18 protein-coding genes and 3 tRNA genes are annotated in these 18,149 nt (G+C 51.8%); 11 read left to right on the forward strand and 10 right to left on the reverse strand.

What is annotated here, in order from left to right:
* Positions 1–8 precede the first annotated feature (8 nt).
* From FDX01_RS22750 to orn, 4 genes are all read right to left on the reverse strand, one after another.
* Positions 9–84: transfer RNA gene (locus FDX01_RS22750), tRNA-Gly, on the reverse strand.
* A 36-nt stretch (positions 85–120) separates the two neighbouring features.
* A tRNA-Gly gene (locus FDX01_RS22755) sits at positions 121–196 on the reverse strand.
* A gap of 157 nt (positions 197–353) precedes the next feature.
* Positions 354–429: transfer RNA gene (locus FDX01_RS22760), tRNA-Gly, on the reverse strand.
* A gap of 196 nt (positions 430–625) precedes the next feature.
* Complete coding sequence (orn, locus tag FDX01_RS22765; protein ID WP_096758595.1) at positions 626–1,171, reverse strand: oligoribonuclease; 546 nt, start codon at positions 1,169–1,171, stop codon at positions 626–628.
* Between the two features lie 106 nt (positions 1,172–1,277).
* Between orn and rsgA the strand changes: the two genes are divergently transcribed.
* From rsgA to mscM, 3 genes are all read left to right on the forward strand, one after another.
* Positions 1,278–2,330 (forward strand): small ribosomal subunit biogenesis GTPase RsgA, encoded by a 1,053-nt coding sequence (rsgA, locus tag FDX01_RS22770; RefSeq protein WP_170974794.1) that lies wholly within the window; start codon positions 1,278–1,280, stop codon positions 2,328–2,330.
* Positions 2,331–2,422: 92 nt separating this feature from the next.
* Positions 2,423–3,391, forward strand: a complete 969-nt coding sequence (gene asd, locus FDX01_RS22775; protein WP_096758597.1) for an archaetidylserine decarboxylase — start codon at positions 2,423–2,425, stop codon at positions 3,389–3,391.
* A gap of 17 nt (positions 3,392–3,408) precedes the next feature.
* Positions 3,409–6,723 carry a miniconductance mechanosensitive channel MscM gene (gene mscM / locus FDX01_RS22780; RefSeq protein WP_096758598.1) on the forward strand — a complete coding sequence of 1,105 codons (3,315 nt, stop codon included), beginning with the start codon at positions 3,409–3,411 and terminating at the stop codon, positions 6,721–6,723.
* 81 nt (positions 6,724–6,804) lie between these two features.
* Here mscM and yjeM read toward each other — a convergent pair whose 3' ends face one another.
* Complete coding sequence (yjeM, locus tag FDX01_RS22785; RefSeq protein WP_137400505.1) at positions 6,805–8,307, reverse strand: glutamate/gamma-aminobutyrate family transporter YjeM; 1,503 nt, start codon at positions 8,305–8,307, stop codon at positions 6,805–6,807.
* Between the two features lie 212 nt (positions 8,308–8,519).
* Positions 8,520–9,497 carry an elongation factor P--(R)-beta-lysine ligase gene (epmA, locus tag FDX01_RS22790; protein ID WP_096758600.1) on the reverse strand — a complete coding sequence of 326 codons (978 nt, stop codon included), beginning with the start codon at positions 9,495–9,497 and terminating at the stop codon, positions 8,520–8,522.
* A gap of 324 nt (positions 9,498–9,821) precedes the next feature.
* Here epmA and frdA point away from each other — a divergent pair, with 324 nt between their 5' ends.
* The 5 genes from frdA (at position 9,822) to FDX01_RS22815 (ending at position 13,752) form a co-directional block, all read left to right on the forward strand.
* A complete protein-coding gene (gene frdA, locus FDX01_RS22795; RefSeq protein ID WP_117342443.1) occupies positions 9,822–11,612 on the forward strand; it encodes a fumarate reductase (quinol) flavoprotein subunit in 1,791 nt (596 codons plus the stop codon).
* Positions 11,605–12,339 carry a fumarate reductase iron-sulfur protein gene (gene frdB / locus FDX01_RS22800; RefSeq protein ID WP_096758601.1) on the forward strand — a complete coding sequence of 245 codons (735 nt, stop codon included), beginning with the start codon at positions 11,605–11,607 and terminating at the stop codon, positions 12,337–12,339. The genes frdA and frdB overlap by 8 nt, the downstream gene beginning before the upstream one ends.
* A gap of 10 nt (positions 12,340–12,349) precedes the next feature.
* Positions 12,350–12,745 (forward strand): fumarate reductase subunit FrdC, encoded by a 396-nt coding sequence (frdC, locus tag FDX01_RS22805; RefSeq protein ID WP_003025537.1) that lies wholly within the window; start codon positions 12,350–12,352, stop codon positions 12,743–12,745.
* Positions 12,746–12,755: 10 nt separating this feature from the next.
* Positions 12,756–13,112, forward strand: coding sequence for a fumarate reductase subunit FrdD (gene frdD / locus FDX01_RS22810; RefSeq protein WP_003025535.1), 357 nt, complete (start codon positions 12,756–12,758; stop codon positions 13,110–13,112).
* A gap of 106 nt (positions 13,113–13,218) precedes the next feature.
* Positions 13,219–13,752, forward strand: coding sequence for a lipocalin family protein (locus tag FDX01_RS22815; RefSeq protein ID WP_137363235.1), 534 nt, complete (start codon positions 13,219–13,221; stop codon positions 13,750–13,752).
* Here FDX01_RS22815 and sugE read toward each other — a convergent pair.
* Positions 13,749–14,066 (reverse strand): quaternary ammonium compound efflux SMR transporter SugE, encoded by a 318-nt coding sequence (gene sugE / locus FDX01_RS22820; RefSeq protein ID WP_016151397.1) that lies wholly within the window; start codon positions 14,064–14,066, stop codon positions 13,749–13,751. The genes FDX01_RS22815 and sugE overlap by 4 nt on opposite strands.
* Before the next feature lie 259 nt (positions 14,067–14,325).
* Here sugE and FDX01_RS22825 point away from each other — a divergent pair, with 259 nt between their 5' ends.
* Positions 14,326–14,925: a LuxR C-terminal-related transcriptional regulator gene (locus tag FDX01_RS22825; protein ID WP_096758603.1), complete on the forward strand. Its 600-nt coding sequence runs from the start codon at positions 14,326–14,328 to the stop codon at positions 14,923–14,925.
* Positions 14,926–14,955: 30 nt separating this feature from the next.
* On the opposite strand, the gene ecnB is transcribed toward FDX01_RS22825, so the two are convergent.
* The 3 genes from ecnB to efp form a co-directional block, all read right to left on the reverse strand.
* The gene (ecnB, locus tag FDX01_RS22830; RefSeq protein ID WP_096758604.1) at positions 14,956–15,102 is read right to left on the reverse strand and encodes a lipoprotein toxin entericidin B; all 147 of its coding nucleotides are present in this window, start codon (positions 15,100–15,102) and stop codon (positions 14,956–14,958) included.
* Positions 15,103–15,209: 107 nt separating this feature from the next.
* Entirely contained in the window at positions 15,210–15,344 is a 135-nt protein-coding gene (gene ecnA / locus FDX01_RS22835; RefSeq protein WP_043018154.1) for a lipoprotein antitoxin entericidin A, read from the reverse strand.
* A gap of 56 nt (positions 15,345–15,400) precedes the next feature.
* On the reverse strand, positions 15,401–15,967 hold the full coding sequence (gene efp, locus FDX01_RS22840; protein WP_096758605.1) for an elongation factor P: 567 nt from the start codon (positions 15,965–15,967) through the stop codon (positions 15,401–15,403).
* A gap of 40 nt (positions 15,968–16,007) precedes the next feature.
* Here efp and epmB point away from each other — a divergent pair, with 40 nt between their 5' ends.
* Together epmB and yjeJ are read left to right on the forward strand one after the other, a co-directional pair.
* Positions 16,008–17,036: an EF-P beta-lysylation protein EpmB gene (epmB, locus tag FDX01_RS22845; protein WP_137400506.1), complete on the forward strand. Its 1,029-nt coding sequence runs from the start codon at positions 16,008–16,010 to the stop codon at positions 17,034–17,036.
* 183 nt (positions 17,037–17,219) lie between these two features.
* Complete coding sequence (gene yjeJ, locus FDX01_RS22850; RefSeq protein WP_137400507.1) at positions 17,220–18,083, forward strand: YjeJ family protein; 864 nt, start codon at positions 17,220–17,222, stop codon at positions 18,081–18,083.
* The last annotated feature ends 66 nt before the right edge of the window (positions 18,084–18,149 follow it).

The following is an 18,149-nucleotide window of genomic DNA, read 5'->3' on the forward strand; positions in this document are numbered from 1 at the left end:
TAAGAATTTGGAGCGGGAAACGAGACTCGAACTCGCGACCCCGACCTTGGCAAGGTCGTGCTCTACCAACTGAGCTATTCCCGCTTGGGTGGTGCGTATCTTGCGATACTTTTCAAATTTTGGAGCGGGAAACGAGACTCGAACTCGCGACCCCGACCTTGGCAAGGTCGTGCTCTACCAACTGAGCTATTCCCGCTTAATCTTCGTCTTTCGAAACGCTACTGCGTTGGCTGCCTTCATTCACCTTAGTCACTTACTCAAGTAAGTTCCCAAGGATTCATTCAGTTGCCGCCTTGTCGCAATTCGAAATCCTGCGATTGGTGGTCTGTGCTTAGAAAGCACTTTTCAAATTTTGGAGCGGGAAACGAGACTCGAACTCGCGACCCCGACCTTGGCAAGGTCGTGCTCTACCAACTGAGCTATTCCCGCAAATCTGTACTGCTTTTGTTGCTGTCGTAACGCGTAAATCTCTGTCGTTACGGGAGGCGCATTATACGAGAAATTCGTTTAGCTGCAACCCCCTTGAATACGATTTTTTTGAAAACTCGTTCAAGTGATTACTTTACAATCAAGCTGGACAATTTAGCGTCAAAAAGCCGGTGACGCAAGCCACCGGAGAACAAAATCAAAGCTTAATAAAATGCTCACGGTAGTAAGCCAGCTCAGCGACGGACTCACGAATGTCGTCCATCGCCTGGTGTGTCCCCTGCTTCGTGAAGCCATCGAGGATCTCCGGCTTCCAGCGACGGGCCAGCTCTTTCAACGTGCTAACGTCCAGATAGCGATAATGGAAATACGCTTCCAGTTCCGGCATGTATTTGAACAGGAAACGACGATCCTGGCCGATGCTGTTGCCACAAATCGGGGATTTCCCTGCCGGAACCCACTCTTTTAAAAATGCCAGCGTCGCCAGCTCCGCTTCACGATCGCCCATGGTGCTCGCCTTCACGCGCTCCACCAGACCACTTCCGGTATGCGTACGCACGTTCCAGTCATCCATTAGCGCCAGCTGCGCGTCGGACTGGTGGACGGCAATCGTCGGTCCTTCAGCCAGAATATTCAGATTGGCGTCAGTCACCAGCGTCGCGATCTCAATAATGCGATCGCGCTCGGGATCCAGACCTGTCATCTCCAGATCGATCCAAATCAGGTTGTTTTCATTGCCACTCATGCTATTTTCCACCCTTCAGACGTCACATTCAGTGTGACTATATTCATCTAAAATTGCGTGTATCATAAATGTTTTGCCCATCATGGGCGACCAGGAGTCAGTACGATTGAGTAAAAATAAACTCTCCAAAGGCCAACAGCGCCGCGTGAACGCCAATCACCAGCGTCGTCTTAAAACGTCCACGGAGAAGCCCGACTACGACGACAACCTGTTTGGCGAGACCGCTGAAGGTATTGTTATCAGCCGCTTTGGCATGCATGCCGACGTGGAGTCTGCCGACGGCGATGTCCACCGTTGCAACATCCGTCGCACAATTCGTTCGCTGGTAACCGGCGATCGTGTAGTCTGGCGTCCAGGTAAGGCCGCAGCCGAAGGCGTGAACGTTAAAGGGATCGTTGAAGCGGTACATGAACGTACCTCGGTGCTAACGCGTCCGGACTTTTATGACGGTGTAAAACCCATTGCGGCCAACATCGACCAAATCGTCATTGTCTCAGCCATCTTACCCGAGCTGTCACTCAATATTATCGACCGATATCTGGTTGCCTGCGAAACGTTGCAGGTTGAGCCCATTATCGTACTCAACAAAATCGATCTGCTCGACGATGAAGGCATGGTCTTCGTGAATGAGCAGATGGATATCTATCGCAATATTGGCTATCGCGTGTTGATGGTCTCCAGCCATAAAAAAGACGGCCTGCAGCCGCTTGAGGAAGCGCTGACCGATCGCATCAGCATTTTTGCTGGTCAATCAGGCGTGGGCAAATCCAGCCTGCTCAATAACCTGCTCGGCCTGCAGAAAGAGATCCTGACCAACGATGTCTCCGATAACTCCGGTCTTGGGCAACACACCACCACGGCCTCTCGCTTGTACCACTTCCCGCACGGCGGTGACGTCATTGACTCCCCCGGCGTACGTGAGTTTGGGTTGTGGCATCTTGAGCCGGAACAAATCACCCACGGGTTTGTCGAATTCCATGACTTCTTAGGTCATTGCAAATACCGCGACTGTAAACATGATACTGATCCAGGCTGCGCTATCCGTGAAGCAGTAGAGAAAGGGGCTATCGCCGAAACTCGGTTTGATAATTATCACCGCATCCTTGAAAGCATGGCGCAGGTAAAAACGCGTAAAAACTTTTCTGATACGGACAACTGACAACTAAGCTAAGCATCGCTAGAATCGTCCCCCTTTTTTCAGGATCCGGCCCGCATGCCGGATCGGGAACAAATTATGGCCTGGAGGCTACCTTGTTAAATTCATTTAAGCTTTCGCTACAATACATTCTGCCGAAACTATGGCTCACTCGCCTGGCGGGTTGGGGTGCAAGCAAACGAGCAGGATGGCTAACTAAACTGGTTATCGATCTGTTCGTGAAATATTACAAGGTCGATATGACAGAGGCGCAGAAGCCGGATACCGCCAGCTATCGCACCTTTAACGACTTCTTCGTGCGCCCACTGCGTGACGATGCCCGCCCAATTAATACCGACCCGAATGTTCTGGTTATGCCAGCTGACGGCGTGATTAACCAGTTGGGGAACATCGAAGAAGACAAACTGTTGCAGGCCAAAGGGCACAGCTACAGCCTTGAAGCACTGCTGGCAGGTAACTACCAGATGGCGGACAAGTTCCGTAACGGAACGTTTGTCACGACGTACCTCTCACCGCGTGATTACCACCGCGTACATATGCCGTGTAACGGTATCCTGCGGGAAATGCTGTACGTGCCCGGCGATCTTTTCTCGGTCAACATTCTGACCGCGCAAAACGTGCCCAACCTTTTTGCCCGTAACGAACGCGTTATTTGCCTGTTTGACACTGAATTTGGCCCGATGGTGCAAATTCTGGTCGGTGCAACCATCGTCGGTAGCATCGAAACTGTCTGGGCTGGCACCATCACGCCACCGCGTGAAGGTGTAATTAAGCGCTGGACATGGCCTGAAGGTGAAAGTGAAGGTTCAGTGGCGCTGCTGAAAGGCCAGGAAATGGGCCGCTTTAAGCTTGGTTCAACCGTCATCAACCTGTTTGCGCCAGGCAAAGTTAATCTGGTCGAGCAGTTGCAGGATCTTTCGGTCACCAAAATCGGTCAACCGATGGCAATCTCTACCGAAACGTTCGTGACGCCAGAGGCCGAACCCGCCCCGCTTGCGCAAGACGAGATCGAAGCAGAACACGCTGCCAGCCCGCTGGTTGACGACAAAAAAGACGAAAGTTAAACATAGGAATCGCTGCTGTGCGCCTGATTATCACTTTTCTGATGGCCTGGTGCCTCAGCCAGGGGGCGTACGCTGCGACGGCTCCCGATACCAAACAAATCACCCAGGAACTGGAGCAGGCCAAAGCGGCAAAACCCGCTCAGCCAGAAGCCGTCGAGGCGCTCCAGTCCGCGCTGAATGCCCTTGAAGAGCGTAAAGGCTCTCTCGAGCGCGCCGAACAGTATCAGCAGGTTATTGATAACTTCCCCAAGCTGTCCGCGACGCTACGCGCGCAGCTTAGCAACCTGCGCGATGAACCTCGCAGCATCCCCACGGACCTCTCGGCTGACGCCTTAAACCAGGAGATCCTGCAGGTCAGCAGCCAGTTGCTGGAAAAAAGCCGTCAGGCCCAGCAGGAGCAGGATCGCGCCCGCGAAATCGCCGATTCATTAAACCAGCTCCCTCAACAGCAAACCGATGCTCGCCGTCAATTAAATGAAATTGAACGACGCCTTGGCGCAGCCAGCGGCAATACGCCGCTCAATCAGTCGTTGCAAGCTGAATCCGCCAGACTCAAAGCGCTGGTCGATGAGCTGGAGCTGGCACAACTTTCCGCCAACAATCGTCAGGAACTGGCGCGTATGCGCTCCGAACTGGCCGAAAAACAGAGCCAGCAGCTCGACGCTTACCTGCAGGCATTACGAAATCAGCTCAATAGCCAGCGGCAGCGTGAAGCGGAGCGGGCGTTGGAAAGCACCGAACTGCTGGCAGAAAACAGTGCAGGACTGCCGGAAGGCATTGTCGATCAGTTCAAGGTCAACCGCGAACTGTCACAGGCGTTAAACCAACAGGCACAACGTATGGACCTGGTGGCGTCTCAGCAGCGTCAGGCCACCGGTCAAACGTTGCAGGTACGTCAGGCATTGAACACGCTGCGCGAGCAGTCACAGTGGCTGGGGGCGTCGAATATGCTGGGCGAAGCTCTTCGCGCGCAGGTTTCCCGTCTACCTGAAATGCCTAAGCCGCAACAGCTCGATACCGAAATGGCGCAGCTGCGCGTACATCGCATGCGCTATGAAGACCTCCTCAACAAACAGCCGCAGCTACGCCAGATCCATCAAGCGGATGGACAGCCGCTTACCGCAGAGCAGACCCGTATTCTCAATGCCCAACTGCGTACCCAGCGTGAGCTGTTGAATTCCCTGCTACAGGGCGGCGATACGCTGATACTCGAGTTAACCAAGCTGAAAGTATCCAATAGTCAGTTGGAAGATGCGCTGAAAGAGGTTAACGAAGCCACGCACCGCTATCTGTTCTGGACCTCTGACGTCAGCCCGATTTCACTCTCCTGGCCGGTCGATTTGGTTCAGGATCTGCGTCGTCTAATCTCATTAGATACGTTTAATCAGCTTGGTAAAGCCAGCGTCATGATGCTCACCAGTAAGGCCACGCTGCTGCCGTTGTTCGCCGCGCTGGTGCTGGTGGGGTTTAGCCTCTATTCGCGTAAGCACTTCACCCGCTTTCTTGAGCGATCGTCTGCGCGGGTCGGTAAAGTCACCCAGGATCACTTCTGGCTGACGATACGAACGGTATTCTGGTCAATTCTCGTTGCCTCGCCGCTGCCGGTGCTGTGGGCGACGCTGGGTTACGGCCTGCAGGAAGCCTGGCCCTATCCGCTGGCCGTCGCCATCGGCGATGGTGTGACCGCCACGGTGCCTATGCTGTGGGCGGTGATGATTTGCGCTACCTTTGCGCGGCCGAATGGTCTGTTCATCGCGCACTTTGGCTGGCCGCGCAACCGCGTCGCTAAAGCTATGCACTATTACCTGATGAGCATCGGACTGATTGTTCCGCTGATCATGGCGGTGATCATGTTTGATAATCTCAATGACCGGGAATTCTCCGCTTCATTAGGACGCCTGTGCTTTATGTTGATTTGTGGCGCACTGGCCATCGTCACTCTGAGCCTCAAACGCGCCGGGATCCCGCTGTACCTCGACAAAGAGGGCAACGGCGACAACATGGTCAACAGCATGCTGTGGAATATGCTAATGGGTGCCCCGTTAGTTGCCATTCTTGCGGCCGCGGTAGGTTACTTGGCCACAGCACAGGCGCTACTGGCCCGCCTGGAGACGTCTGTTGCTATCTGGTTCTTGTTGCTGGTGGTTTATCACGTCATCCGCCGCTGGATGCTTATCCAGCGCCGTCGTCTGGCTTTTGACCGCGCCAAACACCGACGCGCAGAAATGCTGGCGCAGCGTGCACGTGGTGAAGAAGAACCCGCGCACTCCACCAGCCTGGAAGGAGCGATAGATATCGATGAAAGCGAAGTCGATCTGGACGCGATAAGCGCACAGTCGCTGCGCCTGGTGCGGTCTATCCTGATGCTCATCGCCCTGCTTTCAGTCATCGTGCTGTGGTCAGAAATTCATTCCGCGTTCGGCTTCCTGGAAAATATCTCACTATGGGATGTGACGTCCACGGTGCAGGGCGTAGAAAGCTTAGAGCCGATTACGCTGGGCGCAGTGCTTATTGCCATTCTGGTGTTTATCATCACCACCCAGCTGGTGCGTAACCTGCCTGCACTGCTGGAACTGGCGCTGTTGCAGCACCTGGATTTAACACCAGGTACCGGTTACGCCATCACCACTATAACCAAGTATCTACTGATGCTAATTGGTGGCCTGGTGGGCTTCTCAATGATTGGTATTGAGTGGTCGAAACTGCAGTGGCTGGTTGCTGCTCTCGGTGTTGGTTTGGGCTTTGGTTTGCAAGAGATCTTCGCCAACTTTATATCCGGCCTGATCATCCTGTTTGAAAAACCAATTCGTATTGGCGACACGGTGACCATTCGCGACCTCACCGGCAGCGTGACCAAGATTAACACCCGCGCGACCACCATCAGCGACTGGGATCGTAAAGAGATCATCGTGCCCAACAAGGCGTTTATCACCGAGCAGTTTATCAACTGGTCGTTATCCGACTCAGTGACTCGTGTGGTATTGACCATTCCTGCACCGTCAGAAGCCAACAGCGAGGAGGTCACGCAAATCCTGCTCACTGCCGCCCAGCGCTGCTCACTGGTTATCGACACACCGGCGCCGGAAGTCTTCCTGGTTGACCTTCAGCAGGGGATTCAGATCTTTGAGCTGCGTATCTATGCCGCAGAGATGGGACACCGTATGCCATTGCGCCACGAGATCCACCAGCTGATTCTGGCGGGCTTCCGTGAGCACGGTATTGATATGCCATTCCCACCGTTCCAGATGCGTCTGGAGAGCCTCAGCGGAAAGCAAACGGGGAGAACGTTAAGTTCTGCGGGCAGAGGTAAGCGCCCGGCGGGAAGCTTGTAAACGTGAGTGGTGCCGGATGGCGGCTTCGCCTAATCCGGCCTACGAAGATGCTTCTTTAGTAGGCCGGATTAGGCAGGTCGTTTATTCAACCGCCCATTCAGGCTCATTGGCCATACGACGGCTGTAGTTCTGGTAAATCGCCATGGCTAACAACGAGAAGAAAATCGGCCCGCCGGTCATCCACAGTGCACTGTTCCAGTCGCCAGCTTCAATCACCGGCTGGATAATGGTGAACACGTTGGCGAATGTCACCACCAGCACCACGACACTCGTGGCCAGTAGCGTTGCGGCTCGGGTTTTAAATATCACAAACGGTCTTTCCAGACCGACGCGAGATTTAAAGAAAGGGAACGCCAGCGCGAGGAACAGATACGGCAGCGTCATCGAGACGTTCGCCATCAGCGTCAGCTTGTTATAGAACGCTGAGGCCGTATCGCCGCCAAACGACACCAGAAGAATAAACAGGCTCACCAGCAGACACTGCATCCACATCGCCGTCGTCGGCATCCCCATAGCGTTCAGTCTGGTCATCGGTGCAGGCCACAGTGCTTTTGGCGTCCCCTGAATAATCGCTTTCAGCGGCGAGTAGCTGAGCGTGAAGAATGCCCCGGTATAAGCAAGGAACATAGACAGGCCGGTAATACGCGCAAACCAGACGCCTGTAGTGATTGCCGCCTCAGGTGAAAGATGCAGCGCATGGCCCAGCGTCATCCCCAAACTTTTCATCAGGATATAAGTAATATTACCCAAGTTCACTGAACTATTACTTAATACATCCTGCCAGTTGGTACTCACGCCCCATAAAAAGATGGCCAGCGAATAACCCACTGAAATGACAATCGCCGCGAAGACAATGCCTTTCGCGAAGTTCTTTTCAGGTTTCTCTGTTTTATCAACCAGTCCACCCACGGCTTCTATTCCGCCATAGGCAAAAATAGCAAACACCACAAATGACAGCATGGCCAGACCGGACTGATATCCCGGATTCGGTGAAGAGACAAAATTAATATCCTGTGCAAAGTGGCCACCGGTTAATAACAAAATAGCGACACTCACTAACAACAGAACTAAATTAAGACACATGACGGCAATTCCGCCAACCGCCGTAATGCGAGCAATCTTATTAATACCCCGTGACGCTACGCCAGTCACCAACACCATCCAGCCAACAGCAAGCAGTCCGACGACCTGCGTGGGCTCAAACCCGGCGATACGCCAGGTCTGCGTCATATCCGCGCCGAATATAAAGGTGGAAAAAGGCACCCAGACTTTCGCCGCGGTGCTCACCATCCAGATAACGTAGGAAGAGAACCACATAAAGGTGCCGATAAACGCATAACGAGGTCCGACGCTATTATTCATCCACGAATAGATCCCACCCTCTTCTTTCCGATAGGCAGACCCCATTTCAGCCATCATTAAGGCAAATGGGATAAAGAATAATAATGCAGAAAATACATACCATGGAATGGCACTGTATCCCATTAAATAGAAAGCCGAGGGGCTATTAGCAAATCCAAAAACAGACGTAAATATCATCAGGATGAGACCAGTCAGGCTCATCTTTTTTATTGTTTGGGTCATTAAACTATCCCTTACTCTGGAGAGTGTTTATCAAACACCACTCACCGGTGAATACTGCCCCCTTGCAGAGATCAGCAATAAGAAAATCAACACAGGATTGATACCTGAATGCTAACAAAATTCCAGAGTTAAATTGTGGCTATTAGAGGGGAAATGAAAAAAGATGCTACAAAGTGACGATTATGCGCCACTTTGCAATGCGGAGACGTAAATTACGCACGATCGACGGTAAAGGCGATAACATCAGCGAGGCTATCGGCCCCCAGTGCCAGCATAACCAGACGGTCGACGCCCAGCGCCACGCCTGAGCAATCCGGCATCCCAACTTTTAGCGCTTCAAGCAGATTGTTATCGATAGGCTGTTGCGGTAAGCCACGGGCGGCTCGTTTGCGGTTATCCTGTTCGAAGCGTTGCTGCTGCTCGCGTGCATCGGTCAACTCATGGAAACCATTCGCCAGCTCAATACCTTTGTAGTACACCTCAAAACGTTCGGCCACGCGGTGGTCTTCAGTACTGATTTGCGCCAACGACGCCTGGCTGGCCGGGAAATGATATACAAACGTCGGTTTATCTTTGCCAATGTGCGGTTCGACGCCCATCGCAAACAGCAGTTGCAGCAAGGTATCCCGGTCTTCTTCGGTGTCCGCGATATTGCTGAGATCCAGCTTAGCCGCCGCTTCGCGCAACTGTGTTTTATCCGCTGACAGCGGGTCGATTTCAAGATGACGCTGGAAGGCTTGCTGATAAGAGAGGCTTTCCGCCGGAGAGCAGTCCAGCACTTGCTGGAGCAAATCATCCACTTCATTCATCAGACGGTACATGTCGTAATGAGGACGGTACCACTCGAGCATGGTGAACTCGGGGTTATGGTGACGCCCCATCTCTTCGTTACGGAAACTGCGACACAGTTGGTAGACCGGACCACACCCTGCAACCAGCAGGCGCTTCATATGGTATTCCGGGCTGGTCATCAAATAGAGGTTCATGCCCTGAGAATGACCCGGGCCAACGAAACGCGTTTCGAACGGGAACAGATGAATATCCGTAACCGTCGCCTGACTCATACAAGGTGTCTCAACCTCAAGCACGCCACGGTCGGCAAAAAAGCGGCGGATTTCCGCTATAATTGCTGCACGTTTTAACAGATTGGGGATGGACGCGCTCGGCTGCCAGGTTGCCGTTTCGCTCATGGTTGTTTCTCCGATTTAAGACAAGGGCACGAAGTCTACTCGTAACGCGTTAGCGAGACAAATTTCGGGAGGGAATAACAAACACGGACAAGTTGATAAAAAAAGCAACATTGGGTGGTTTAGTAATTAAATTAATCAAAATCAATGATAATTCCCCCCTGTGATACGCTAAAAAAATCGAACACGTCAAATTTCCCGCTCCTCCCTGAGACTATACTATTGTACCTATAAAGGAGCAGTGGAAACGCGTTCATAACCCGTTTGACTCAGATGAAGCATCTGATTACGGGCGGGGATGAAATAACAACAATCTGGAGGAATGTCGTGCAAACCTTTCAAGCCGATCTTGCCATTATAGGCGCCGGTGGCGCGGGATTACGTGCTGCAATTGCTGCCGCACAAGCAAATCCCAACGCTAAAATCGCACTGATCTCAAAAGTGTACCCAATGCGCAGCCATACCGTTGCTGCCGAAGGCGGCTCTGCTGCTGTCGCGCAGGATCATGACAGCTTTGACTACCATTTTCACGATACGGTAGCTGGCGGAGACTGGCTGTGTGAGCAGGATGTCGTGGATTACTTTGTCCACCACTGCCCAACTGAAATGACGCAACTGGAACAATGGGGTTGCCCATGGAGCCGTCGTGAAGACGGTAGCGTCAACGTACGTCGCTTCGGCGGTATGAAAATTGAGCGCACCTGGTTTGCCGCGGATAAGACCGGCTTCCACATGCTGCATACGCTGTTCCAAACGTCTTTGCAGTTCCCGCAAATTCAGCGCTTCGACGAACACTTCGTCCTGGACATCCTGGTTGATGACGGTCAGGCTCGCGGCCTGGTTGCGATGAACATGATGGAAGGCACGCTGATGCAAATCCGTGCTAATGCGGTTGTCATGGCAACAGGCGGCGCTGGCCGTGTGTACCGTTACAACACCAACGGCGGCATCGTTACCGGCGACGGTATGGGCATGGCACTGAGCCACGGCGTTCCGCTGCGTGATATGGAATTCGTTCAGTATCACCCGACTGGTCTGCCAGGCTCCGGTATCCTGATGACCGAAGGCTGCCGCGGTGAAGGCGGTATTCTGGTCAACAAAGATGGCTATCGCTATCTGCAGGACTACGGCATGGGCCCGGAAACCCCACTGGGCGAGCCGAAGAACAAATACATGGAACTGGGTCCGCGCGACAAAGTTTCTCAGGCCTTCTGGCACGAATGGCGTAAAGGCAACACCATTTCCACACCACGTGGCGATGTGGTTTACCTCGACCTGCGTCACCTCGGTGAGAAAAAACTGCTCGAGCGCTTACCGTTCATCTGCGAACTGGCGAAAGCCTACGTGGGTGTCGATCCGGTTAAAGAACCGATCCCGGTACGTCCGACCGCGCACTACACCATGGGCGGTATTGAAACCGATCAGCACTGTGAAACCCGCATTAAAGGTCTGTTCGCCGTTGGTGAATGTTCCTCTGTTGGTCTGCATGGCGCTAACCGTCTGGGTTCTAACTCTCTGGCAGAACTGGTGGTCTTTGGCCGCATGGCGGGTGAACGTGCAGCAGAACGCGCTGCAACGGTAGGCGCAGCAAACGGTGCCGCACTCGACGCACAGGTTGCTGGCGTTGAAAAACGTCTGAAAGATCTGGTGAACCAGGAAGGTAACGAAAACTGGTCCAAAATCCGCGACGAAATGGGTCTGTCCATGGAAGAAGGTTGCGGTATCTACCGTACGCCGGAACTCATGCAGAAAACCGTTGATAAACTGGCCGAACTGCAGGAACGTTTCAAGCGCGTACGTATCACCGATACCTCCAGCGTCTTCAACACCGACTTGCTGTACACCATCGAACTGGGTCATGGTCTGAACGTTGCTGAATGTATGGCGCACTCTGCGCTGGCACGTAAAGAATCCCGCGGCGCGCACCAGCGTCTGGATGAAGGCTGCACCGAGCGTGATGACGTTAACTTCCTCAAACACACTCTCGCCTTCCGTGATGCTGACGGCACAACTCGCCTGGAATACAGCGACGTGAAAATCACCACTCTGCCGCCAGCTAAACGTATGTACGGTGGCGAAGCGGAAGCAGCCGATAAGAAGGAGAAGGCGAATGGCTGAGATGAAAAACCTGAAAGTTGAGGTGGTGCGCTATAACCCGGAAACCGATACCGCGCCGCACAGTGCTTTCTATGAAGTTCCTTATGATGAAACCACATCTCTACTGGATGCGTTGGGTTACATCAAAGATAACCTGGCACCGGACCTGAGCTACCGCTGGTCCTGCCGTATGGCAATCTGCGGCTCCTGCGGCATGATGGTCAACAACGTGCCTAAACTGGCGTGCAAAACCTTCCTGCGTGAATACACCAACGGTATGAAGGTTGAAGCGCTGGGCAACTTCCCGATCGAACGCGATCTGGTCGTCGATATGACGCACTTTATCGAAAGCCTGGAAGCGATCAAGCCGTACATCATTGGTAACCCGCGTACTCCGGATCAGGGTCCAAACACCCAGACTCCGGCGCAGATGGCGAAGTATCATCAGTTCTCCGGTTGCATCAACTGTGGTCTGTGCTATGCCGCGTGCCCGCAGTTCGGCCTGAACCCAGAGTTCATTGGACCGGCTGCAATCACCCTGGCGCATCGTTATAACGAAGATAGCCGCGACCACGGTAAGAAGGAGCGTATGGCTCAGTTGAACAGCCCGAACGGCGTCTGGTCCTGTACTTTCGTGGGCTACTGCTCCGAAGTCTGCCCGAAACACGTCGATCCGGCTGCGGCCATTCAGCAGGGTAAAGTTGAAAGTTCAAAAGACTTTCTTATCGCTACCCTGAAACCACGCTAAGGAGTGCACGATGACGACTAAACGCAAAGCCTATGTGCGGCCAATGACGTCCACTTGGTGGAAAAAACTGCCATTTTATCGTTTTTACATGCTGCGTGAAGGCACGGCAGTTCCGGCAGTCTGGTTCAGCATTGAACTGATTATCGGCCTGTTTGCACTCAAGCATGGTGCAGAGTCCTGGATGGGTTTTGTCGCCTTTTTACAAAACCCGGTGGTGGTAATTCTTAATATTATCGCCCTGGCTGCAGCGCTGCTGCATACCAAAACCTGGTTTGAGCTGGCGCCAAAAGCTGCCAACATCATCGTAAAAGACGAAAAAATGGGGCCAGAGCCGATCATCAAAGGTCTCTGGGCAGTTACTGTGGTTGCGACAGTAGTAATACTGTTTGTTGCCCTGTTCTGGTAAGGAGTCCGGAATGATTAATCCAAATCCAAAACGCTCTGACGAACCCGTATTCTGGGGCCTGTTTGGTGCAGGCGGTATGTGGAGCGCTATCATTGCGCCGGTGATGATCCTGTTGGTAGGCATTATGCTGCCGCTGGGCTTTGTTCCTGATGCTTTCAGCTATGAACGCGTACTGGCATTTGCTCAGAGCTTCATCGGACGTGCGTTCCTGTTCCTGATGATCGTTCTGCCGCTGTGGTGTGGTTTACACCGTATGCACCACGCGATGCATGACCTGAAAATCCACGTGCCAGCTGGCAAGTGGGTATTCTACGGTCTGGCTGCGATCCTGACCGTTGTAACGGCGATTGGTATTCTGACCATCTAATCGCTCCGCCCTCTTATCATCCGGTAAGAGGGCGTTTTTTCGCTCTCTCTTCCCTTAATTCCCCGCCAGGTTCTACACTTAGGAAAAACCTTAAAAGGAAAATCCTATGCGCTTGCTGCCTGTAGTTGCTGCCGTTACGGCTGCATTTCTGGTTGTCGCTTGCAGCACCCCTACGCCACCTTCAGGCGTGACCGTTGTCAATAACTTTGATGCTAAACGCTATCTCGGAACCTGGTACGAAATCGCGCGCTTCGATCATCGCTTCGAACGAGGACTGGATAAAGTCACGGCCACCTACAGCCTACGCGATGACGGGGGTATCAACGTCATCAACAAAGGCTACAACCCCGACAGAAGCATGTGGCAAAAAACGGAAGGCAAGGCTTATTTCACTGGTGATCCTACGCGAGCGGCGCTGAAGGTGTCGTTCTTCGGTCCATTCTACGGTGGGTATAACGTGATTGCTCTCGATCGGGAGTATCGCCACGCGCTGGTTTGTGGCCCGGATCGCGACTACCTGTGGATCCTCTCACGTACCCCCACTATTTCAGACGAGATGAAACAGCAAATGCTGGCAGTCGCGGCCCGGGAAGGGTTTGAAGTGAACAAGCTAATTTGGGTAAAACAGCCTGGCGCTTAGTGGGTACTGAGCTTCAGACCAATAATTCCGGCGACAATCAGACCCAGACTCAGCAAACGTGCCGGACTGGCGGATTCCCCCAGCAGCAGGATACCGGTAATGGCCGCCCCTACCGCACCAATACCGGTCCAGACCGCATAAGCTGTTCCAACGGGCAACGTTCGCATCGCCCAGGAAAGCATGGCGATACTGACGATCATGGCCACAATGGTAATAATGCTCGGCGTCAGACGGGTAAAACCGTGGGTATATTTCAGGCCAATTGCCCATACGACTTCAAGCAGGCCAGCAATCAATAAAACGATCCAGGACATGTCAGGCTCCAGAATAACAATGGGGCCGTCCCCGGTGAGAGAAGCGTTTGCAGGTCGTCCTACAACGCTGAAGTATGAAAAAGCATTTTTGCCCGAAAGAAAATGAATTTCAACATTTTTATCCATTGCCTGCTTAAAGCAAGAATTGAGCACAAATAGCAGCGTAGTTCCCGCATTTGGCTGCCATTGGTCTTATCTATGATAAATGGCTTTCTGAAGTCAGGAAGCCGTTTTTCCCACTTCTGAATGCGAAAAGTTTATGCATAAAATTTTAGTGATTGACCGGTGCCACTTTACCCGTACAGGGGTCGAGGCCTTGCTTAATCATTCTGGTAGGTTTAATTCGTCGTTTCTGGTATCAGGAATCAATAACCTCTTACTGGCAAAAGAACATATTTCGCAGTGGAAACCGCATCTGGTGATCGCAGATTTATATGGTTTTCTCAGCGATGTACATGCCAGTCCGCCTATTGCGCCTTTTTTTATGAGCTGTGGTCTGATCCCCCTGATTTTACTGCAATCAGGAGACAGAAAGCCTGTACCCGCTCACAACCCGCAATACGCCGTCCATTCGGTATTATCCAAACGCACTACGCTCTCTGAGTTGTCAGACAGTATTCAGGATGCTCTCTGCGTTCGTCCTGCGCTAAAGACCACTAAAAACGCGACACCGCTGCTTACGCCGCAGGAAGAGAAAGTACTGTCGATGTGGATGGATGGCGTGAGTAACACTGCGATAGCCTCGGCACTCGGCATTCATGGCAAGACGGTTTACACCTATAAACGCAACATTCGCATCAAGCTGCATTTAGGAAACCGCTTTTCACCGTTTCTGTCGCTACCCGAGAAAATGAATTAACGGTACGACAGAGCGTCGTACCGTTCATGATTATTGCTGAGCTTTTGTCGCTGCACCAGAGATTGCGCTACCGCCTTCAGAAATATCCTGCCCAACACCTTTTGTTGTATTACACGCAGTCAACACTGAAGAAAGAACCAACACAGAAAAGAGCGCTGCAATTGTCTTTTTAACCATAACGTCTTCCTTTTCTAGCCAATATTGTTTGTGTATAGCTACTTAATGATAGACAAGATCCGGAAGGATGACGGAAAAACGCATATTTTTAAGACAATATGACAGGCTCAACTGGCCGCGTGAGAGATGGAATTACCAAGATGTTTGATGTCTTCACCGAAGCCACGTGCGGTATTACAGCCCGTCAGGAGTGTGCTGGTGAACAGGATAAGCATTACAAGACCGAGAAGACGTTTCATCATTCCTGCCCTGGAAAAGTATGGCGCAGCAGCCTGCGCCATCGATCAAATAGGATGTATTACTTAACGCGGGAAACGTATTCGCCTGAACGCGTATCCACTTTGATCACTTCGCCGATCTGTACGAACAGCGGAACTTTAACAACTGCGCCGGTAGACAGCGTCGCTGGTTTGCCACCCGTACCCGCGGTGTCACCTTTCAGACCCGGGTCAGTTTCAACGATTTCCAGCTCAACAAAGTTCGGTGGGGTCACGGAGATAGGCTGACCATTCCACAGGGTCACGATGCACTCAGCCTGATCCAACAGCCATTTAGCGCTATCGCCTACCGCTTTCGCGTCAGCAGCCAGCTGTTCGAAAGTGGAGTTGTTCATGAAATGATAGAACTCACCGTCGTTGTACAGGTAAGTCAGGTTCATATCTACAACGTCTGCGCCTTCAGCGGAGTCGGTGGATTTGAAGGTTTTCTCTACACGAGTACCGGTCAGCAGGCGGCGCAGCTTAACGCGCGCGAAAGCCTGGCCTTTACCCGGTTTAACGAATTCACTGGCTTCAACCGCATAAGGTTCGCCGTCCATCATGATTTTAAGACCGGCACGAAAATCGTTGCTATAGTAAGTCGCCATAAGGCCCTCTGAAATTGTTAACTGGTAGCTTAGCCACAAAATGGCGCATATTGTAACCCTAAACACCCCATCCAGAGAAGATTGGTTAGTACAACTTGCCGATGTTCTCACCGATCCGGATGAACTATTACGTCTTTTGAATATAGACGCTGATGAAAATATGCTCGCAGGTCGTGAGGCAAAACGTCTTTTTGCCCTGCGCGTCCCGCGATCGTTTATCGCGCGGATGGAAAAAGGCAACCCCAACGATCCGCTGCTGCGCCAGGTACTCACCTCCCAAGATGAATTTGTCGCCGCGCCAGGATTCTCGACCGACCCGCTGGAAGAACAGCACAGCGTCGTGCCGGGATTACTACATAAGTATCGCAATCGGGCGTTGCTGCTGGTAAAAGGCGGATGCGCGGTCAACTGTCGCTACTGCTTCCGTCGCCATTTCCCTTACGCCGATAACCAGGGGAATAAGCGTAACTGGCAGATTGCGTTAGATTACATCGCGGCGCACCCGGAGCTGGATGAGATTATCTTATCCGGCGGCGATCCGTTAATGGCCAAAGACCACGAACTGGACTGGTTGCTCACGCAACTGGAAGCCATCCCACATATTAAGCGCCTGCGTATTCACAGCCGTTTGCCGATTGTCATCCCGACGCGAATTACCGACGGATTGGTCGAGCGTTTTGCTCACTCTTCTCTGCAAGTTCTGCTGGTGAATCACATTAACCACACCAACGAAATTGATGAGACATTTCGTCAGGCGATGGCAAAATTGCGTCGGATTGGCGTCACACTGCTCAACCAAAGCGTGTTATTGCGCGGCGTGAACGATAACGCCCAGACGCTGGCAAATCTTAGCAACGCGCTATTTGATGCCGGCGTGATGCCCTATTACCTGCACGTGCTGGATAAGGTGCAAGGGGCCGCGCACTTTATGGTCAGCGACGATGAAGCGCGTCAAATCATGCGAGAACTGTTGACGCTGGTATCAGGCTATATGGTCCCCAAACTGGCGCGTGAAATTGGCGGAGAGCCCAGTAAAACGCCGCTGGATCTGCAATTACGTCAACAATAATCCAAATGAGTGTCCGCTTTCGGACACTCACTGCCGAATAATATACTTTCAATTTATTCAGTCCTTCTCTGGCTTTTAATTTATGTTATTTTAGCGATAGCTATCTTTTAATGTATTTATAAATCATATAAATAAATCAATATTTAGTTTTCCGTTGAATATTAGGTGAGAGAGAGAACCGCCGTGGCTATAACGATTAAAGGTATTAATACGGGCATTATTCGTCAAAAAAATGAGTTCATTGCGCTGGCATTAAAGATAAAGGAACCCAGAAATAAAGAGTCGCTGTTTTTTCTGTCACCATTAGGGCTACGAGACCTGCTTATCGCGCTGGAGAGCAGATTGCATACCAAGCACCTTTTGGGCGAGGATGCGCGTCTGCAGTATGAAAAAGCACGTGACAAAGTCAGTCAAAAAATGCATGAAAACATGCCATTAATGCAGGAGGATGAACTTAAAAATGCGGATATTAATCGTCGGATAAATTCACTGGCATTAGTAAGCGACGAAGGCGAAAACTTAACACTCTCTCTTACACTGCATAATGGTCGAGTTTGTGAGCTATTAATTAATGAACTACAAATTACGGTACTGGCACATGCAATTATTCACGCAATAAATAATGCAGGGATGCGCGAATTAGCACTGCGTATCACATCGTTATTAGATTTCCTGCCTCTATACGACATTGATTGCCTGGATAACGATAATCTTGAATACGATGCCTATACACAATCAGAATGGAAACATAATCTGTTTAATCATTATCTGGCTGTCATCTATCGCTATAAAGACAAAGCAGGGAAAGTTCGGTTCTGTGGTTCAGTGGTGAAAACTCGAGCCCCTTCGGATGATAAAGACGTAGAAGCGATCTCTCGTCGGCTTATCGACTTCAGCCCACGGCTAAAAAAACTGGCCGGTGTACCGTGCAAAGTGTTTGTCAGAACACTCACGGGGGATAAAACACAAAAGCTGACACAGGATCAGTGCCTGCGCGCGCTGCATCATTTACGCCTACAGTCTGCCAGTAAAGCGCAGAATGCCTGATGGCGCTGCGCTTATCAGGCCTACGCTTATGTGTACCGTAGGCCGGATAAGACGCTTCAGCGTCGC

It is taken from the genome of Citrobacter sp. wls613, from assembly GCF_005281195.1.
GTDB lineage: Bacteria > Pseudomonadota > Gammaproteobacteria > Enterobacterales > Enterobacteriaceae > Citrobacter > Citrobacter gillenii.

Coding starts and splice junctions, on each gene's coding strand:
- frdB (WP_096758601.1), top strand. CDS start 11,605: ATGGCTGAGATGAAAAACCTGAAAGTTGAGGTGGTGCGCTATAACCCG.
- sugE (WP_016151397.1), bottom strand. CDS start 14,066: ATGTCCTGGATCGTTTTATTGATTGCTGGCCTGCTTGAAGTCGTATGG.
- FDX01_RS22815 (WP_137363235.1), top strand. CDS start 13,219: ATGCGCTTGCTGCCTGTAGTTGCTGCCGTTACGGCTGCATTTCTGGTT.
- frdC (WP_003025537.1), top strand. CDS start 12,350: ATGACGACTAAACGCAAAGCCTATGTGCGGCCAATGACGTCCACTTGG.
- orn (WP_096758595.1), bottom strand. CDS start 1,171: ATGAGTGGCAATGAAAACAACCTGATTTGGATCGATCTGGAGATGACA.
- frdD (WP_003025535.1), top strand. CDS start 12,756: ATGATTAATCCAAATCCAAAACGCTCTGACGAACCCGTATTCTGGGGC.
- FDX01_RS22825 (WP_096758603.1), top strand. CDS start 14,326: ATGCATAAAATTTTAGTGATTGACCGGTGCCACTTTACCCGTACAGGG.
- epmA (WP_096758600.1), bottom strand. CDS start 9,497: ATGAGCGAAACGGCAACCTGGCAGCCGAGCGCGTCCATCCCCAATCTG.
- epmB (WP_137400506.1), top strand. CDS start 16,008: ATGGCGCATATTGTAACCCTAAACACCCCATCCAGAGAAGATTGGTTA.
- ecnA (WP_043018154.1), bottom strand. CDS start 15,344: ATGATGAAACGTCTTCTCGGTCTTGTAATGCTTATCCTGTTCACCAGC.
- yjeM (WP_137400505.1), bottom strand. CDS start 8,307: ATGACCCAAACAATAAAAAAGATGAGCCTGACTGGTCTCATCCTGATG.
- efp (WP_096758605.1), bottom strand. CDS start 15,967: ATGGCGACTTACTATAGCAACGATTTTCGTGCCGGTCTTAAAATCATG.
- ecnB (WP_096758604.1), bottom strand. CDS start 15,102: ATGGTTAAAAAGACAATTGCAGCGCTCTTTTCTGTGTTGGTTCTTTCT.